This is a genomic window from Streptomyces sp. Ru62 (genome assembly GCF_002920615.1).
GTDB lineage: Bacteria > Actinomycetota > Actinomycetes > Streptomycetales > Streptomycetaceae > Streptomyces.
Genome location: NZ_PQSU01000009.1, coordinates 114,809 through 131,669 on the forward strand (window position 1 = coordinate 114,809; position 16,861 = coordinate 131,669).

General features: G+C 69.5%; 18 protein-coding genes and 1 pseudogene. 8 read left to right on the forward strand and 11 right to left on the reverse strand.

What is annotated here, in order from left to right:
• Positions 1-47: 47 nt before the first annotated feature.
• Together C3492_RS14245 and C3492_RS14250 are read left to right on the forward strand one after the other, a co-directional pair.
• Positions 48-632 carry a transcriptional regulator gene (locus C3492_RS14245; protein ID WP_103812121.1) on the forward strand — a complete coding sequence of 195 codons (585 nt, stop codon included), beginning with the start codon at positions 48-50 and terminating at the stop codon, positions 630-632.
• Between the two features lie 14 nt (positions 633-646).
• Positions 647-835 carry a hypothetical protein gene (locus tag C3492_RS14250; RefSeq protein ID WP_103812122.1) on the forward strand — a complete coding sequence of 63 codons (189 nt, stop codon included), beginning with the start codon at positions 647-649 and terminating at the stop codon, positions 833-835.
• A gap of 429 nt (positions 836-1,264) precedes the next feature.
• Here the strand turns inward: C3492_RS14250 and C3492_RS14255 are convergent, their stop codons facing one another.
• The 5 genes from C3492_RS14255 to C3492_RS14275 form a co-directional block, all read right to left on the reverse strand.
• Positions 1,265-1,828: a dihydrofolate reductase family protein gene (locus C3492_RS14255; RefSeq protein WP_103812123.1), complete on the reverse strand. Its 564-nt coding sequence runs from the start codon at positions 1,826-1,828 to the stop codon at positions 1,265-1,267.
• 237 nt (positions 1,829-2,065) lie between these two features.
• Positions 2,066-2,965 carry an aminoglycoside phosphotransferase family protein gene (locus tag C3492_RS14260; protein ID WP_103812124.1) on the reverse strand — a complete coding sequence of 300 codons (900 nt, stop codon included), beginning with the start codon at positions 2,963-2,965 and terminating at the stop codon, positions 2,066-2,068.
• Between the two features lie 232 nt (positions 2,966-3,197).
• Positions 3,198-3,887: a restriction endonuclease gene (locus tag C3492_RS14265; RefSeq protein WP_103812125.1), complete on the reverse strand. Its 690-nt coding sequence runs from the start codon at positions 3,885-3,887 to the stop codon at positions 3,198-3,200.
• Between the two features lie 425 nt (positions 3,888-4,312).
• On the reverse strand, positions 4,313-5,050 hold the full coding sequence (locus C3492_RS14270; protein ID WP_103812126.1) for an NIPSNAP family protein: 738 nt from the start codon (positions 5,048-5,050) through the stop codon (positions 4,313-4,315).
• An 82-nt stretch (positions 5,051-5,132) separates the two neighbouring features.
• Positions 5,133-5,561, reverse strand: coding sequence for an Rrf2 family transcriptional regulator (locus C3492_RS14275; RefSeq protein ID WP_103812127.1), 429 nt, complete (start codon positions 5,559-5,561; stop codon positions 5,133-5,135).
• A gap of 283 nt (positions 5,562-5,844) precedes the next feature.
• Between C3492_RS14275 and C3492_RS14280 the strand changes: the two genes are divergently transcribed.
• A complete protein-coding gene (locus C3492_RS14280) occupies positions 5,845-6,060 on the forward strand; it encodes a tautomerase family protein (protein WP_103812128.1) in 216 nt (71 codons plus the stop codon).
• 343 nt (positions 6,061-6,403) lie between these two features.
• On the opposite strand, the gene C3492_RS14285 is transcribed toward C3492_RS14280, so the two are convergent.
• On the reverse strand, positions 6,404-7,096 hold the full coding sequence (locus tag C3492_RS14285) for a TetR/AcrR family transcriptional regulator (RefSeq protein WP_103812129.1): 693 nt from the start codon (positions 7,094-7,096) through the stop codon (positions 6,404-6,406).
• A 53-nt stretch (positions 7,097-7,149) separates the two neighbouring features.
• On the opposite strand from C3492_RS14285, the gene C3492_RS14290 reads away from it, so the two are divergent.
• Positions 7,150-8,268 carry an NAD(P)/FAD-dependent oxidoreductase gene (locus tag C3492_RS14290; protein WP_103812130.1) on the forward strand — a complete coding sequence of 373 codons (1,119 nt, stop codon included), beginning with the start codon at positions 7,150-7,152 and terminating at the stop codon, positions 8,266-8,268.
• A 213-nt stretch (positions 8,269-8,481) separates the two neighbouring features.
• On the opposite strand, the gene C3492_RS14295 is transcribed toward C3492_RS14290, so the two are convergent.
• Both C3492_RS14295 and C3492_RS14300 read right to left on the reverse strand, forming a co-directional pair.
• Entirely contained in the window at positions 8,482-8,703 is a 222-nt protein-coding gene (locus C3492_RS14295) for a helix-turn-helix transcriptional regulator (protein WP_103812131.1), read from the reverse strand.
• Positions 8,703-9,194: a DUF2975 domain-containing protein gene (locus C3492_RS14300; protein WP_103812132.1), complete on the reverse strand. Its 492-nt coding sequence runs from the start codon at positions 9,192-9,194 to the stop codon at positions 8,703-8,705. The genes C3492_RS14295 and C3492_RS14300 overlap by 1 nt, the downstream gene beginning before the upstream one ends.
• 350 nt (positions 9,195-9,544) lie before the next feature.
• Here C3492_RS14300 and C3492_RS45760 point away from each other — a divergent pair.
• The 3 genes and pseudogenes from C3492_RS45760 to C3492_RS14315 form a co-directional block, all read left to right on the forward strand.
• Positions 9,545-9,625, forward strand: a pseudogene (locus C3492_RS45760) (succinyl-CoA--3-ketoacid-CoA transferase); the annotation flags it as partial.
• Between the two features lie 493 nt (positions 9,626-10,118).
• A complete protein-coding gene (locus C3492_RS14310; RefSeq protein ID WP_103812133.1) occupies positions 10,119-10,439 on the forward strand; it encodes a hypothetical protein in 321 nt (106 codons plus the stop codon).
• A gap of 347 nt (positions 10,440-10,786) precedes the next feature.
• Positions 10,787-11,749, forward strand: a complete 963-nt coding sequence (locus C3492_RS14315; RefSeq protein ID WP_103812134.1) for an NAD(P)-dependent oxidoreductase — start codon at positions 10,787-10,789, stop codon at positions 11,747-11,749.
• A gap of 362 nt (positions 11,750-12,111) precedes the next feature.
• On the opposite strand, the gene C3492_RS14320 is transcribed toward C3492_RS14315, so the two are convergent.
• Together C3492_RS14320 and C3492_RS14325 are read right to left on the reverse strand one after the other, a co-directional pair.
• Positions 12,112-13,017, reverse strand: a complete 906-nt coding sequence (locus C3492_RS14320; RefSeq protein ID WP_181140366.1) for a YceI family protein — start codon at positions 13,015-13,017, stop codon at positions 12,112-12,114.
• 741 nt (positions 13,018-13,758) lie between these two features.
• Complete coding sequence (locus tag C3492_RS14325) at positions 13,759-14,946, reverse strand: MFS transporter (protein ID WP_181140367.1); 1,188 nt, start codon at positions 14,944-14,946, stop codon at positions 13,759-13,761.
• 88 nt (positions 14,947-15,034) lie between these two features.
• On the opposite strand from C3492_RS14325, the gene C3492_RS14330 reads away from it, so the two are divergent.
• A complete protein-coding gene (locus tag C3492_RS14330; protein ID WP_103812136.1) occupies positions 15,035-15,796 on the forward strand; it encodes a DeoR/GlpR family DNA-binding transcription regulator in 762 nt (253 codons plus the stop codon).
• A gap of 135 nt (positions 15,797-15,931) precedes the next feature.
• Here C3492_RS14330 and C3492_RS14335 read toward each other — a convergent pair whose 3' ends face one another.
• Positions 15,932-16,585: an NAD(P)H-binding protein gene (locus tag C3492_RS14335; protein ID WP_103812137.1), complete on the reverse strand. Its 654-nt coding sequence runs from the start codon at positions 16,583-16,585 to the stop codon at positions 15,932-15,934.
• Positions 16,586-16,861 lie beyond the last annotated feature (276 nt).

A 16,861-nucleotide genomic window follows, 5' to 3' on the forward strand; every position in this document is an offset into this window, starting at 1 on the left:
CAAAGAACCCATTGCAAGCATTCCTTTGCATCACTACCTTTGTACCCATGAACGAGCCCCAGGACTCGCACGTCCGCAATCTCGATGCCCGATCCCTGCGCGGGCTCGCACACCCACTTCGCATGCGACTGCTCGACGCCCTGCGCTTCGGCGGTCCGGCCACCGCGTCCCAACTCGCCGGAAAGCTGGGCGAGTCGAGCGGCGCGACCAGCTACCACCTCCGACAGCTCGCCGCCCACGGCTTCATCGAAGACGCTCCCGAACGCGGCAGGGGCCGCGAGCGGTGGTGGAAGGCCGTGCACAAGGGCCTGCGCTTCGACGACACACTGCTCACGGACGCCAACCCGGACGTGCGCGGGGCCGCCGACATGTACCTCCACGAGGTGGCGACGACCCAGACCCGGGACCTGTCGACCTGGCTCGGCAACCGCCAGGCGTGGCCCGAGGAGTGGAACCGCACCTTTGAAATGAGCAGCGCGACGCTGCGGCTGACGCCCGAACTGACCCGAGAACTCGTCGAGAAGATGCACGCGCTCATCGACACCTACCGCGACCGGGCCTCCGACGAGGACGAGGCCCGCACCGCCCAGGTACGCATCCACACGCACGCCTTCCCCCTCACCACGGAATGAAAGGCCACAGCCCGATGCGCCCCGAGATCCAGCAAGCCCTGTACCGCTTCCGTGCCGCCGAACTCCGCGCCGAAGCCGACATGTACCGCCTCGCCGCAGCAGCCCGGCGCCCGCGGGATCTCCGCAACCGTCTCGGCTGGGCCCTCGTGAACGTCGGCCTGCGACTGGCCGACGTCCCCAAGGCAGCCGCCGCCATGCCTTAGGTCCTGCCTGACGGACCGAGCTGCCTCGGTGAACACGAGGAGGCTGCCCGACGGTGTGTCAGCAGACACCCGGACTCGGTGTTCGACCAGGATCGCGGCGCGTATGCGCTCCGGGGCCGCCTGCGCCCTTCAGGGTGCCTGATGCCTCCGGGGTCTCCGCCAGGGCTGTGTCCCGCAGTCCTGCGGGCGTTCGGCGAGGCGGATCCGGTGTCATGCGGGCCGAGGGGGAGGAGCGCCGCATCCCCGGTCTGCCCTCCCGGCAATCGGGGCTTGGCCGCCCGTACCGTCGAGCCGGCGGCCGTACCCTCAGCCCGAGCCGGATGGGCGCCGTCGGCCGCGCCGCCCTCGTCCTCGGCGGCCAGTGGGCATGTCTCCGTTGGGAGAACCTGGCTGCCGGCCCGTTCTCCCGGCGCTCGGCGGACGAGCCGGCTAGCGCGCCACGCGGTAGCGGAGGCAGACGATTCTTGAGCCGAAGGTGCGGGTCTCGACGAGTTCGAGATCCACCCGGCGCTCGTGCTGGGGGAAGAACGGGATGCCACCGCCGACCAGCACCGGGTAAATCCTGACCCGGTACTCGTCGATCAAACCCGACGCGGCCGCCTCGGCGGCGAGTGTCGCGCCACCGATCGCGATGTTCCCCTCTCCCGGCTCGGCCCGCAACCGCTCGATCTCCTCCGCCAGGCCGCCGGAGGCCAGACGGGCATTGCCCTGGACCGCCGGCAGCGTGGTGGAGAACACCACCTTGGGCAGCGCCTTCCAGATCGCGGCGAACTCAAGCGTCGAGAAGTCGAGCGATGGATTCTGATCGGCTGTCTCCCAGTACAGCATGGTCTCGTACAGCCGTCGTCCCAGCAGGTGGACGCCGAGCCCCCGCACCTCGTCGGTGGCGAGGCGAAAGACCTCCTCGTCGGGCGCCGTCCAGTCGAAGCCGCCGTCCGGTCCGACGATGTAGCCGTCGAGTGAGACGCTCATCGAACAGGTCACGTTGCGCATCGGAAGTCCTCCTTGACGACGGGTTCGACAGTACGACCGCCGGACGCCGCAGGACTCATCGCGACTCGCAGGATCCGCCGGTCCGGGGGTGCCGTGACAGGCTCGGCCACCTCTTCCAGGACGACGCTTTGAGGTGGACGCTTCCGGCCCGGACGCCCGCTGAGCCGCAACCTCGCGCGGCCGGCCCGTCCCTGCCAGGGGCCGGGGGCATCCTGCGTTGGTCGATCGATGCCGACGTCAAAGGCCCTTCAGGACGCGCTCGAGCGCCGACCGGCCTGCGAGCCCCCAGTTCGGCTTGCCGCCCGGCAGGCCGCGGTCCCCGTTCTGGCCCATCAGCATCAGGAACAGGCTCTTCATAGCGGCCAGCCCACGCGCCCGTCTGACCGCCGCCTCGTCCGCCTGCGCATAGCTGTCGAAGAACCGCGAGGCGCCGCCCGCGGGGAGCAGCACCCAGGCGGCCGCAAGGTCCCAGGCCGGGTCGCCGGCGAAGACATCGCCGAAGTCGACGACGCCCGCCAGGGTCCCCTCCGCGACGACGACGTTCGCGGGATGCAGGTCGCCGTGAACCCACACTCGCGGGCCCTGCCATCCGGGAGCCGCGGCAGCGTCGTCCCACACGGCCCGGATGTCGTCCTCGGCGAAGTGGCCCAGGTCCACGGCCCGCAGGAAGCGCTCGAAGCCCTCCGTGCACTCCTTGGGGTGACCGCCACGGTCCGAGGCGTCCGGTGCTTCGGCGGGCGCCTCCACATGCAGTGCCTTGAGGAAGGCCGCCAGGACATCGGCCGCGTGGTCACTGCGGGTGATCGAGTCGTGGTCCAGCGGCGTGCCCTCAACCCACGTCATGACGGTCCAGATCTTGGGGAAGCGCTCGGACGGCGCGCCGTACCGCACGGGGACCGGGATCGGCAGCGGCAGGCGCGAGGCCAGGGTCGGCAACCACCGGCGTTCCTTGAGTTGCAGATCCGGGTTGGTGTCCATCCGCTGCATCCGGACCGCCAACTCGCCCCCGAGGCGCCACATCTGGTTGCCCCAGCCGCCCGCCACCTCGCGGATGGGCAGCGCGGCCAAGTCCGGGTGCTGGTCCCGCAGCAGGTCGCGGACCAGGTCCTCGCTGATCTCGGTCTCGGATTCGATCATGCGGAGTCACCTTACTTGGCGCACGCGGAGGGGACCATGTTCCTCGGGGATCCAGCTCCCCACCTGGAATCCCCGAGCCCTCTCGAAGAACCCACCGCTGAGCACCACAGGCTGTGCCCCCGTCAACTGGGGCAATGAGCCGCCCACCTCCAGGAAGCCCGGCCGACGCCGTTCAGGACAGCGGTACCCAGCCGATGTTTCGCCAGGCGGCCACGGCCCCGGGGTGGCACGGTCAGGCAGAAGGGCGCCTTCGCGTGCCTCCCCCGCTTCCGCTCAACGGGATCAGGGTCTCCAGATGCGCACCCCTGACCCAGGAGCCCAGCAGGTCGCGGTGCAGGGCCACGACGTCCTGCCGCAGCGCCAGGCCCAGCGCTGCGTTCGTGAACGCGCGGCCGGTGGTGACGAACAGGGCGACGTCGGCACCGTGTTCGAGGCGGGCGGTGCCGACGAACTTCTGCATGTCCTGCGAGGACACACTCCGGTGCGGCGCATACTTCTTGCACTGGACGACCAGCTTGCGCCCGTCGGCCAGGTAGCCGACGACATCCGCGCCCAGATCGCCGCTCTTGCCGCTGACGACGACCTTCGTGCAGCCGTCGCGCCGGCACAGATCGGCGACGTACGCCTCGAACTCCCGCCACGACAACGCGTCGACCTCGGCCATCGACAACTCCCGTGCCCTGGCCTCCTCCTGCTCCCGCCACGCACGGTCCTGGCCGACCGCCAGGCGGTGCGCCCGCAGCAGCGTCCATGCGACCCCGCCCACCACGGCCACGGCGAGCACGACCAGCAGGACCGGCCACACCACCGACCAGCGCCCGGCCACCCACACCGCGATGATCACCGCCACCACCGCACCCCAGCCCTGCAACTGCCTGCGCGTCCGCTTCTTCCAGCGCAGGCGCGGTCGACGTGCTGCCATCACTCCTCCCTCGTTCCCCCGACCCGTGGCCCGCGGTGGGCGCCGCCGGGCGCCACCGGGCCTTGGCGTGTGCGGGGGGCTCATCGGCCGGCCACCACTGCACCGGGACGGCAGAACGCCACCCCAGCCTTCTTGTGTAGCCGGGCGCCGGTGATGCCGGAGGCAGATTGCCTGCGAATGGCACAAAGGCATCGCACCTGGCCGGACAGCGCAGTGGCTGCGTTTGGACGACGGGCCGACGGCCCTCGCTTCGCGATGAGGCGGCGCAGGGTGCCGAACGGGCGCTGCAGCGGGGCCGGCCTCGTGGACACCGGCACTGCGCGCAAACACTTCGGGGCGAGTGCTCACTTGCAGGATTCGGATCACTTGACCGTCCTCCCGCTCATCCAACGAAGGTGACGACAATCGCCAGCGCGCCTTGGCACTCACCGCAGTACTGACCGCTCGGTGGGTGCCAGCCGTAGCCGCTGTGGGGCTCTGGCCCACCGTTCCGAAAGGGTCGGCAGTATTTCCTCGCGCCAGCGCTGTGAAAGCTGCAAGCGATTCAGGTGCTGGTCGATGTGGCCTTCGTCGGCGAAACGTGCGAACCATACGAAGACCTCCTCGTTCATCCGTACCGGCAGCGCCGGGAAGGTGTTCGGGGAGTGTTCCGACCGCAGGTATGCCAGTGGCTCACCGCCGGTCTCGGTCAGTAAGGGTCGCACGTGCTGCTGGAAGAACTCGACGAATGTCGTGTCGAACGGAGTGTTCCCGTACCAGATCGTGGCGAGGACGAGTGACGGTGGCAATGAGGCCGGCTCGCCGGGGATCGGCCGGGCGCCGACCGGCACTGGGAATGCACCGCGCACCGAGGCCGGCCGCAGTAGCAGTACGTCGTCGGAGTCGATCATCGTCGCGTTCGCCGCGTCGCGGTGTGCCTGCCAGACCGGCCCGCCGTAGAAGCTCTCCAGGGCCTTGGCCCGGCGCGGCATGTCTTCGAAGCCGCGGAGCCACACGAACCGGTCAGGGTCGTCCAGATCACGGAACTGTCCCAGGACGGTGGCACCCACTGCCTCCTGGGACTCCACGAACTCCCGGTCGAACAGATCGATCAGTACGTCTCGCTGTCCCGGATGCAGCGTGTACTGCCGCAGTTCGACGACTGGACACCGTAAGACCTTCACCAGTCCTCCTTCTCGTTCGATTGTTGCAACCGTATTTGTTACAGCAAGCGGTAGGCCGACCGACTGAGTACCGGCCTGTCGGCTAGCTCACCAGCGTCTCGCGAAGTACATCGGCGATCGACGTTCCCGCCAACTCCTGCCGCATGACCTGCTCGACCCGGCCGTAGACGCCGCTCAGGGCGGGCCGGATGCCTCGGCCGACCGGACACTCCAGATTGGGCTCGGTGCGGTGCAGGCCGAACAGTGGCTGCGCACCAACGGCGTCATACACCTCAAGCAGGGTGATCTCCTCGGGCTCACGGGCCAGACTCCATCCCGCACCTGCGCCATGGCGGACCTCCACCAGGCCGGCTCGGCGCAGGTCACCGAGGCTGCGCCGGATGATCACGGGGTTGGTGTTGACGCTGGCCGCGATCTGGTCCGAAGTCAGAACCTCCTGGCCACGGCGCTGCGCCAACGCCAGCCACGCCAGTGCATGCGTCGCGATGGTCAGTCGACTGTTGGCCGCCATCACTCCTCCTTGCTTGTTGTAACAGCTTCTGTTGCATTAGCCCTCGCAGTCAAGCCACTTCGATCGACCGGAGCCGGGCGCAATGCGACCACGCCGGGTGGGCTGACAGCTGCCGGACGACGGCCTGCCGAGGCAACCGTGGGGAACGGTGAGCCAGGAAAGCGCCAGGATTCGAGGGACCGGGCAGACCTTGGTGCGCTGAATGGCCCCGCACATCGCGCGGCGGTCATATGCGCTGTTTAGCCTCACCGATAGGCACGATCACGAGGAAGGGAATGGTCCTATGCCTGTCGTGGAGATCAAGGTCATCGAGGGCGTCTTCACTCACGAGGAGAAGCGCCAACTGGTGGAACGCCTCTCCGAAACTCTCATCGAGATCGCAGGCGAGCCGATGCGCCAGTCCACGCACGCGTTCATCACTGAGACACCGAGCGCCGAGTGGGCGATCGGCGGCGCGGCGAAGCAGGCCGAAGACATCAAGGCCATGCGGGGCTCCTGACCTGGAGCCGGGTACCGCAGTGCGTACGTTGCCGACCGGCCAAGGCCCTCCGTATCGCGCACTGGTGCGAATGAGCCCCGGCCAGCGTGCCGGCCGGGGCTGAACCCACGAGGGGTGTGATCGTGAAGGGCGGTCGCCTACGCGGCGAAAGGCGATGCGAGGCTTCAGCCGAACGATCGTCCTCGCATGCAGTGGTTGAGGCCCGGGGACACTGTCCCTTCACCATCACGAGCCCTTCAACCACACCCGCCCGGCGAACATTCCCGTACGTCGCCAACCCGGCGTCCAGCGACTCGGATGATCGGATCATGCGCACGACCGACGCTCGGGCACGGGCAGGGCGTCACGCCTGCGGCCGGGCGAGTTTGACGGCCACGGCGTCGAGAACCCAGTCCAGGCCGGTCGCGAAGGATGCCTCGGCATCCACGTCCGTACCGTCGTGCACCGCCTTGGCCAGCGCCGGGAAGCGGCCCGTGGCCAACATCCTCATCACATGCGGACCGGAGGCGCGCTGCCAGTCGCGCTTGGACAGGCCCGTGGCGCGCTCGGCCCGCAGGTTCGCGATCTCGCGCCTGATGGCGCCAGTGAAGTAGGCGCTGACAGTCTCCACGGCGCGCATGACGGTGTCGATGTCGGCGAGGCCGTCGAGGGCGGCCAGTGTGGCCTCGGTGACGGCCAGGCCGTTCGGGCCCAGGGTCGGGCGGCCGCCGAGCAGATCGGCGAGCCATTCGTGACGCAGAGCGGCCTGCCTCGTGCGGTGGGCGAGGATGCGCAGCGCCTCCCGCCAGTCACCGGGCTGCTCCTCGGGGAGGATCTCGGCCTGGACCTCATCCACCATGAGGTCGAACAACTCCTCCTTGGTGGCGATGTATCCGTACAGCCGCATCGGGCCGGCGTTCAGCCGGGCGGCGACCTTGCGCAACGACACCGCGTCCAGCCCGCCCTCGTCGGCCAGCGCGATGGCGGCGGCGACGATCCGCTCCCGGTCCAGCGGCACGGGGCGATTCGTCGGCTCCGGCCGGTCCCACACAGTCATGGTGACATCGTACTGTTGCGATGCGCTGCATCAAGGCAATACGGTGTATCGCCATGAGACGTCGTATCGCCGTGGTCGGGAGCGGTCCTGCCGGCCTCACCTTCGCCCGTGTCCTGCACCGCCATGGTCACCCCGTCACGGTCCTCGAACGCGACCCCGCCCCCGACGCGCGCCCTCCGGGCGGCACACTGGACCTGCAGGAAGGGCTGGGCCAGGTCGCGATGGACAAGGCGGGGCTGCTGGCGGAGTTCCAGGCGCTGTCCCGCCCCGAGGGGCAGGCCATGCGCATCCTGGACACGGACGGGACCGTCCTGCGCGACTGGCGACCCCGCCCAGACGACCGGGCCAATCCCGAGATCGACCGCGGGAGACTCCGTGACCTGCTGCTCGGCCCTGTCGACGTCCAGTGGGGGCGCGGTGTGACGCGGGTGGTGCCAGGGACCCGGGACGGCGTACTGGTCCACTTCGCGGACGGGCGACAGGAGACGTTCGACCTCGTGGTCGGCGCGGACGGCGCCTGGTCCCGGGTGCGCCCCGCAGTCTCTTCGGCCACACCGCACTACACCGGCGTCACCTCGGTGGAAACCTCCTTGGACGACGTCGACACCCGCCACCCCGAGCTCGCGCGGTTGATCGGCGACGGTTCCGTGGCTGTGTACGGCGTCAACCGCTCCCTCGTCGCCCAGCGCAACAGCGGAGGCCACGTCAAGGTGTACGCCAAGTTCCGCGCGCCGCTGGACTGGCACACGAACCTGGACCTGGACGATGTCGAGGCCGTGCGATCGAGCCTGCTGGTTCTGTTCGACGGCTGGGCCGCTCCCGTCCTCGACCTCCTCCGCCACGGCAGCGCGTTCGTCCACCGCCCCCTCTATGTCCTGCCCGTGTCCCACACCTGGACCCACGTCTCCGGAGTGACGCTACTGGGCGACGCCGCCCACCTGATGCCCCCACTGGGGGCAGGCGCGAACCTCGCGATGCTGGACGGCGCCGAACTCGCCGAGTCCATCGCCACCGGCCCTGAGCATCTGGACGAGGCCGTCCGCGCCTTCGAGGAACAGATGTGGGCACGGGCCGACAGGTGGGCGAAGATCACGACGGCCGGCCTGGAACGCCTCGTGAGCCCGGACCCCGCCGAAGCCCTCGCCCTCTTCGACCAAGTCCAGCCGTCCTGACCGCCGAGCGCCAGCGCCCACCACCGCTGGACCAACCGACGGATGCCTGCACCGAGCTCAGCCCCCAGCCCGCGGCGAGCCGGCGACGGCCGCCGCAAGTCTCACGGACGGACGGGGCGTCGCTGATGCCCGATCGGCGATGGCGCGTCGGCGGACACGCTCTTCCACTCGGACCACGTGGCGTCGGGAACTCCATGATCTTGGAAGGGCACGTCATTCGCCCGTGGCGTCCTCGGCCTCCCAGCGCAGCAGGTCGCCCGGCTGACACTGGAGCACCTCGCACAGCGCGGCGAGCGTCGCGAAGCGCACCGCCTTGGCGCGGCCGTTCTTGAGTACCGCCAGGTTGGCGGGGGTGATCCCTACGCGGTCCGCGAGCTCGCCCACGGACATCTTGCGCCTGGCCAGCATCACGTCGATGTCGACGACGATCGGCATCAGATCACCTCGTCCAACTCCGCCTGCATCTGCGCCGCTTCGACGTCACGCGCGACGGCCTGGGCGAGCAGCATGCGCAGCACGAGCACGATGAGCGCGACTCCCAGGATGGCCACGCCGACCCCGCCCATGATGAGGGTGACGCCCGGGTCGTCCCGCTGGCCCGGCGCATTGATGACCGTGACCGCGAACCACACGAGGGCAGCCGCCACGATCGCGCCGATCACGCCGTCCACGTACCGGAAGGCGGCGTGGGAGAACACGGTTCCGCGTCGCACCATCGTCACCAGCCGCCATACGCAGACCAGGGCGACCTGGACCGCCACCATGCCCAGGATCGTGATCAGGCGCAGCGCGGTCAGCGGGAGCGAACCGTCCTCCGGGTCGCTCCCGCTGACCAATGTCCACACCATCAATGCCTGCACGAACACGGTGCCGGTGAGCACCACCACGAGCACGGCCCGCAGCGCACGAACGGTCAGCTTTCCCATGACCCATCCTTCCATCGAATAGCGATCGGAATCTATCGAGATTCGATAGGTGAAGCAAGGGCTGGGATGGAGGGTGTGCGGTAGTTGTCGCACGGTGGCGGGACGACCCCGCCTCCCCTGGCACGGCGGTTGCGCAAGCGCCGGGGAGGTTCGCCGTGGCCACCTGATCGCTTCAGGAGGTTCGCAGGCGGCGGAGCCATATGAGGTTGCAGGCCGGTCCGGGCAGGCCCGGGGGAGATCGGCGCGTCACTCGCAGCGGGTGCGGAGCCGTTTGAACTGGGGCGGTCAGGCGAAGGCGCGCTCGACCAACCAGCGCACCTTGCCCAGTTGCCGGCCGTCGGCCCGCTGCCGGCCGCGTCGCGCCGGCCTCGCCGCCGAAGGAGGTGCGGGAGTTCGACGGCACCGAGTATGTGCTGGAGCGGGGTATCCGGCCAGGCCCGATCCAATTCGCCAGACGGCACGGATCGGTTTCGCCACCCGGCACGCAACGCCATCGTGCGCCGCGACACCGACGGCACCTACCGCACGCTGCTTGCCGATCGGCAGCGGCCCGGCGCGCCGCTGATCCAGCACCGCCTCGGGAACCGGGCCCGCCTGTTTCGGTCGGCAACGGCCGGACGCTCCGCGCCGTTCCGCGTTCGCACACCATCGCATCTCCCGGAAAGCAATCCCCGCCCTGCCCCCGCAACCTCACCCACGCGTTCGTCGTGGCTGTCGTGGCCGCCTGCGCCGCCGTCGGCAACGACAGTGAACGCCGTCCAGCGCCCGGTGCGCGTTCACGTGTCGCCACGGCACCACGGCGCGACGACCGTCGCCCGAGTCCGGGGCTGCGATGCGGAGTCGTAGGTCGGATGACGGATGGCTCGGTGCCGGACCTGAGAAAACCTGATGGGGACCGCATGAGTCCCATCAGGAAGGTATGTCATGTCACAGGAGCGGATGACCGAGCGCCGGTACTTCGTCGACTTGGGCCTGCTGACCCTGGAAGTGCACTTCGAGTCCGAGGAACGCATGACCTTCACCGTCGTCGCCGGCGGGGGCATGGTGCCGGACGGTCACGTGGAGACGGTGGCCATCACCGCGGCGGAGATCCGGCCTGACGTGTTCCTCACATCCTGGAAGGAGGAGTCCGGCGCCACCATCACTCACCTGGAGGACTTCGAGCGCGGTGTGGTCCACTCGCGCATCACCCTGCCGGACGGCACCCCGCTGGCCCTCACCGGCACCATCAAGCCGCTGGACTGACGGCTGCGGCGCGTTCGCACGGCCCGCACGCCGCGCGACCGCGGAGAGCGTGGACGGCACCGGTGGCATGCCCCACCGTCGGTGAGGTGCCGCGGATTTCAAGGGCGGCAGCTCGGCGGGGAGTTCGGCACAGTCGGTCCGGCCGAACCGTCGTAGCGGGAGGCCCGCGGTGGTCGGCGGCGGGCCGATGGCTACCGGGCTGGTACCGGGCAACGTCCGTCGGCCACCGGGCTCGTACCCGGGCGACGTCCGGCGGCCGATCATCGATTTTCCGACTGCCTGACGCTCTGTCAGTTCTACGACGGCGCAGGCCCAGTAGTGACCGCACGAGCACCAAGGAAGGCAGCATGTCGGCAGACGCCATCGGCAAACCCGTGGTCTGGATACCGTACGAGCCGAAGGAACTCGGGGACCTTCCCGAGGAACTGGACTGTCACCTCTGGGACGGCACCGAGTTGTACCCCACCCCCGTCGAGGATGTCCGCTTCCTGACCGGTTTCCCCGGCACGACCGGGTACGGCTCGCTAGTCGACGCGCTGTCCCGCAGCCGCGGCCTCGACATCCTCCAGGTGCTCAGCTCCGGGTACGACTATCTCCTGCCCCATCTGGACCTGCTGCCGTCCGGTGCCCGACTGTGCACGGGACGCGGAGTGCACGCCGGTCCGACCGCCGAGCTGGCCGTCGGCCTGCTCATCGCCTCCGCACGCGGCATCGGCCGGTTCGCGCGTGAGCAGGGCCGCGAGGAGTGGAAGCCGCGCAGTCTCACCACTCTCGGCGGCAAGCGCGTCCTCGTGGTGGGGCAGGGGCCGGTGGGCCGGGCCGTCGCCGAACGGCTCAGGGTGCTCGGCTGCACGGTGGTCCGGCTCGCGCGCACGCCCCGCACCACCGCGGACGGCGTGGTTCACGGCGCCGAGGCCCTCCACGACCTCCTTCCGGCCATGAACGCGGTCGTCCTGTGTGCGCCGGCGACCGACCGGACGCGTGCCATGTTCGACGCACGGACCCTGGCCCTGCTGCCCGACGGCGCCATAGTCGTCAATGTCGGCCGGGGCGAACTCGTCGACACCGACGCGCTGACCAGCGAGGTGGCGAGCGGTCGGCTGCTGGCCGCCCTCGACGTCACCGACCCCGAGCCACTGCCCGCCGGCCACCCCCTGTGGCAGTTGCCCGACGCGCTGCTGACCCCACACGTCGGAGCGTTCACGGACGCCTTCGAGGATGCTTCCCGGGAGTTTCTCCGGCGGCAGCTGCGGCGCTACGCCGAGGGAACGCCCCTTGAGAACACGGTCCTGACCGCTCCCGGGCGATGAGCTTCGTCCCGCACCAACCGGAACCTGTCGACACCTTCGCGGCACCAGCCGGGCTGCACCGGCCGGCCGCCGGAGACAAGCAGCAGGTGGTACCGGCTGAGGCGGGCCTTGGCAGGCGCACCCCTTGCAAGCCACCCGGCGACCACCGTCGCCAGGTGACCGCCTGGCGGAACACTTCGAGCGGCCGCTCGACGGTGTCGCCACCGATCGTGTCGAGTACGACGTCGATGTCGCGGACCGACTCGCGAAGCCGACCGCCGCGTAGTCGACCATTCCGTCGGCACCGAACCCCCTCCCGGTCGACCGCGACTCGGAGGGCCGACTGGAGCGCGACACCCGGGGGTGCGGCCCCGTGTGAAGACCTACTGCGGCGGCGTGGGCGTGTCGTGGGTGCGGTACATCGCCTGGACGTCCAGCTCCAGTTGGACGGTCGGTCCGACGACGGCGATGCCGCGGGCCAGCATGGAGCGCCAGTTGAGGGTGAAGTCCTCCCGATGCAGTTCCGCCTTCGCGAGAGCCGCGCAGCGCAGTTCCTGTTCGTAGCCTCCGTTGACCATCCCGAGGTAGGTGGTGTCGAGGCCGACGGAGCGGCTGGTGCCGTGCATGGTGAGTGTGCCGTGCAGGGTCCACTTGGAGCCGCCGCGGTGGGCGAACCGGGTGCTGGTGAAGTCGATGTACGGGTAGCGTTCGACGTCCAGGAAGTCGGCGGAACGCAGGTGGTTGTCGCGGGTGTTGTTGCCCGTGGTGACGCTGGAGGCGTCGATGCGCACCGAGACACTTGAGTCGGCCATGTTCGGTGCGATGCGGATGCCGCCCTGGAAGCGGGTGAACCGCCCGTGGACATGGGCCATGCCCACGTGCTTGGCGATGAACCGGATAGCGGTGTGCGGGGGGTCGAACAACCAGGTTCCGGCTGTGGGAAGTTCCATCTGGCGGGCCGGCTGGAGCGCGACGCGCACCGGGGGCAGAGCCACCCCGGCGGCGATGTCGAGGGTCTCGCGGGCGGGTGACAGGCCCTCAGCCGCGATCATCACGCTGTAGGAGCCCGGTGGCAGCGTCGCTATGAAGTACCCGTGGGGATCCGTGGTGCCGCGTGTCGCGACCCTGTGGCTGTCCAGCGCGGTCACAGTGACCTCGGCTCCGCCCATGGGCTGCTCCATGGGATCGACGACCTCGAAGCCGAACGCGCCGGCACCGGGCGGCAGGGGGACCGAGATGCTCGGTCCGGCATCGTGGGAACGCCGACGTCGGAGCAGCCCGAGAGCCATGGAGTTCACCCTTCTTCACCTGCGTCACCGTCACGCGATCCGCTCAGACGATTGCGTTCGCGGTCGCCAAGAATCGTCGGCGACAGGAGGACGGACGCGGAGCCAGTAGTTCCGTTGGAGATCATAAAGCCCTCCGGGCGCAGGCGACTGGCCCCGTCCTCGATGCTGCCCGCCCAGCCCGGCGGTGGATATGGGGCCAGATATCAGGATATCGACCTGCCATATCAGCACACTCGACTTCGATGCTTTGCAGCAATGCTGCGGCGAAGGGCACGGAAAGGGACCGTGATATTCACAACCGGTCTGCCACTTCCCCACGGACCTGACACAGACTCCAGGCGGCGCGCCCCGACCGCGAGACCGGCAGAGTCGCGTGCCTACTGCCCGCGCCGGCGCCGCGGATCGGACGGACACACCGGCGACGGACACCCGTCCACAGGCGGGGCGTTGTTCTTCGCGGCACCGTCCGTCAGCGCCGCCGGGACATTCCCGAACTGGGGTGATCGGGAAGGACGCGCCGGTCAGCGGCGCTGCGACGGCTGCGAGGACTCGGGCTCGTTCGCCTGGTCAACGCCGCGCATCAAGCAGTGGGCCGCCGTCGCGCCGCCGGCCGCGTCATTCTGCTCTCCTTCGCCCTGTGCCAGGCAGGTGAGCGACCGAGCGCCACTGAACCCCGCAATGGTTGCGAACGGCCGATGAGAAGCCTGCGCGGCGCGTCGTCAGGCCGCGCCGCGCAGGCGGTCAGGGTGTCAGCTCGGCCACCCGCGACCGCTCCGGCGAGGGCCGCAGGACGCCGGCCGCTGCGGCAGCCGTCGCGCAGAACAGGGCGAGGAGCAGGAAGGTGCGGTTGAGGGCCATGACATGGGTCATCCAGCCGATGACAGCGGGTCCGGCGAGCATGCCGATGTAGCCGAGTCCGGCGACCCGGGACACATTGGTGCCGGCGGCCGCGGGGTCGGTGTGTCCCGCGGCACTGAACAGTTGCGGGATACAGCCGGACAGGCCCAGACCGAACAGCGCCCAGCCGGCCAGTGCCCCCGGGACCCATGGCGAGAAGGTCACGACCGTGATGCCGACGGCGGCCAGGGCCGAGCCGCCCCGCAGGACGGCGACGGGCCCGAACCGCGCGGATATCCGGTCCGCCAGGAGCCTGCCGATGGTCATCGTCGCCGCGTACGTCCCATACGCGAAGGCGGCGGTGCTCTCCGGCGCGCCCAGAACGGTCTTCAGATGCAGGACGCTCCAGTCGTTGGCGGCTCCCTCACACAGCATGATCAGCAGAGCCAGTACGGCCAGGAGCCAGATCCGCGTGGGAACGGATCGGTTCCTCACCTCCGGCTCCCCCTCCGTATCGGTCACGGGGGCGGCCGGCTCGGCGGGCAGTAGACCACGGGCCGATACCAGGGAGGTGACGACGCCGACGCCTGCGGCGACGCCCAGCGTCGTGGTCGGGTGCCATCCGATGCCGCCGGCCACGGCGCCGGCGAGCGCGGCCAGGACGCCCCCGACGGAGAACGTGGCGTGGAAGGCCGACATGACGGGCCGTTCGTACGCCTTCTCCACCTGCACGGCGTGCGCGTTCATGCTCACGTCGAGGGTGCCGTTCCCGAAACCGAAGACCAGCAGTGCTGCTCCGAGGGCCCACGGTTCCTGGGCGAGACCGGGCAGCACCAGGGTCACGCTGCACAGCACTCCGGCCGCCGGGACGACGCTGCGCGTGCCGAGCCGGTCGGACAGACGCCCGCCGACCTGCATGCCGGCGAAGGCCCCTGCCCCCAGCAGCACGAGGAACCCGCCCAGGGCCGCGTGACTGATGCCCACGCGTTCCTCGACGGCCGGGATCTGTACCACCCACATGCCCAGCAACGTGCCATTGAGGATGAAATAGACAAACGTCACAAAGCGTGAGACGCGCAGCGCTCTTTCCATGGGGACACCATAACGAACATAGACTCTGTTTGTAACGAGGGCGTTCGAACGTCTCACATGTTCGGTAGGAGTGGTGTTGAATCACGGTATGAGCACCGTGGAACGTCATCGACTGATCGCCCAGGCCGTCCAGAAGGCGGGAACGGCCACAGTCGCGGAACTGGCCGGCCTGACGGGTGCCTCGGAAATGACCGTCCGTCGGGATCTGGACCACTTGGCCGCGCAAGGCGTCCTCGAACGGTTCCGCGGCGGGGCTCGCACGCTCCTCCTGCGAGGGGACGAACCGCCCTTCGCGCTGCGCGCCCATGAAGCCGTCGACGCCAAACGCCGGATTGCGGCGGAGGTGGCCGCGCTCATCGCCGACGGTGAGACCGTCCTGCTGGACAGCGGCACGACCTGTCTGGAAGTCGCGCGCCTGCTGCGCGGACGGCAGATCACCGTGATGCCCCTGTCACTGCAGGCGATCGATGTCCTCAGCAGCGCCCCCGAGCCGACCGCACTCCTCGTGCCCGGGGGCCGGCCCCGTGCCGGCGAAGGAGCCCTCACCGGGCCCCTCACCCTGGCCTCCCTGTCGGTGTTGCGGTTCGACACCGCCGTCCTGGGCTGCTGCGGTCTGACCGCCGGCGACGGCATGACCGCCTACGACCTCGACGAAGCAGCGGTGAAGAAAGCGGTCATCACATCGGCACGTCGCGTCATCGCGGCCACCGACGGCAGCAAACTCGGCCGCACCACACACGCCTACGTCGGACCCTCCACCCTGGTCGACATCCTCGTCACCGACGCCACCGCGCCCGCCGACGAGACCACCGCACTGGAGAACAGCGGCACCACTCTCAAGATCGTGTGAACCGTCCATCGCAACCCGGCCCCCCGACGGAAACGCACGTCTCGCTCGGCCGTGGTAGCCGCTGGTTGCGCGGTGGCGGGGGCCTGTCCGCGGCTGGCGGCCTCATCCCACGGCCTGGGTGAGCCGACCGGGTGGTCAGGAGCGGACGTTCGCCCGGACCGCCTCTTGGATGGGGGTCGATCCTGTGTTGAGTTCGAGGATCTGCCGGCCGATCCGCGGCTCGTGAAGCAGTTCGGCGAGCGTGGCGGCCACGTCCTCGCGGGCGATCTGGCCGTGGAACTCGGCCGGCCCGAGGGACACGGTGCCGATTCCCGGGTCGTCGACAAGGAGGGACGGACGGAGGATCAGCCAGTTCAGGTCGCTGCGGCTGAGAGCGACATCCGCACTCTTCTTCACGGCGAAGTAGTACTCGACCTCGTCGCCGAGGCTGCGTTCCCGCCACGCTTCCGGAAGCACCGACACCAGCACGAAGCGCTCCACACCGGCGAGGCGTGCCGCATTGACCGCCTTGACGACCCCGTCGCCGTCGATGGCTTGCGTGACCTCCTTGCTGCCGCCGTTCGAGCCGGCGCTGAAGACGATCACGTCGACGCCGCCGAATGCCGCCGCCAGTTCCTCCACCGTCATGCCGGCAAGGTCGCCGATCGTTGCCCGAACGCCGTGCGCGGCGAGGGCGGCCCGCTGGTCATCCCGGCGAACGAGCCCGTGGACGGTGTCTCCCCGAGAACGCAGTCTCCGCGCCAGCGCATCGCCGATGCCGCCGGTGATGCCGATGATGAAGACGTCCACGCCGGATGCTCCGTTCTCTCGATGCGACGCTTCGGCTCCGTCACGAGACCTGTTCCCTGCGATCAACGGCGCGTGTTCGCACGGGTATTCCGGCCGAGCGCAGGGGCTGCCGTCGTGTCATGACCGCCGCCCGGCGCGATCAGTTCGGTCCCTGGGACGGAGTCCTGCGCGGTCGCCTCGCTGACCGGCACCGCCGGCAGCAGTCACACGGTGTCGGTGACGCTGCTCCGCTTGCGGCCCACGGTCTTCTTCGCCGCGTCCGTGCCCCCGCACCGC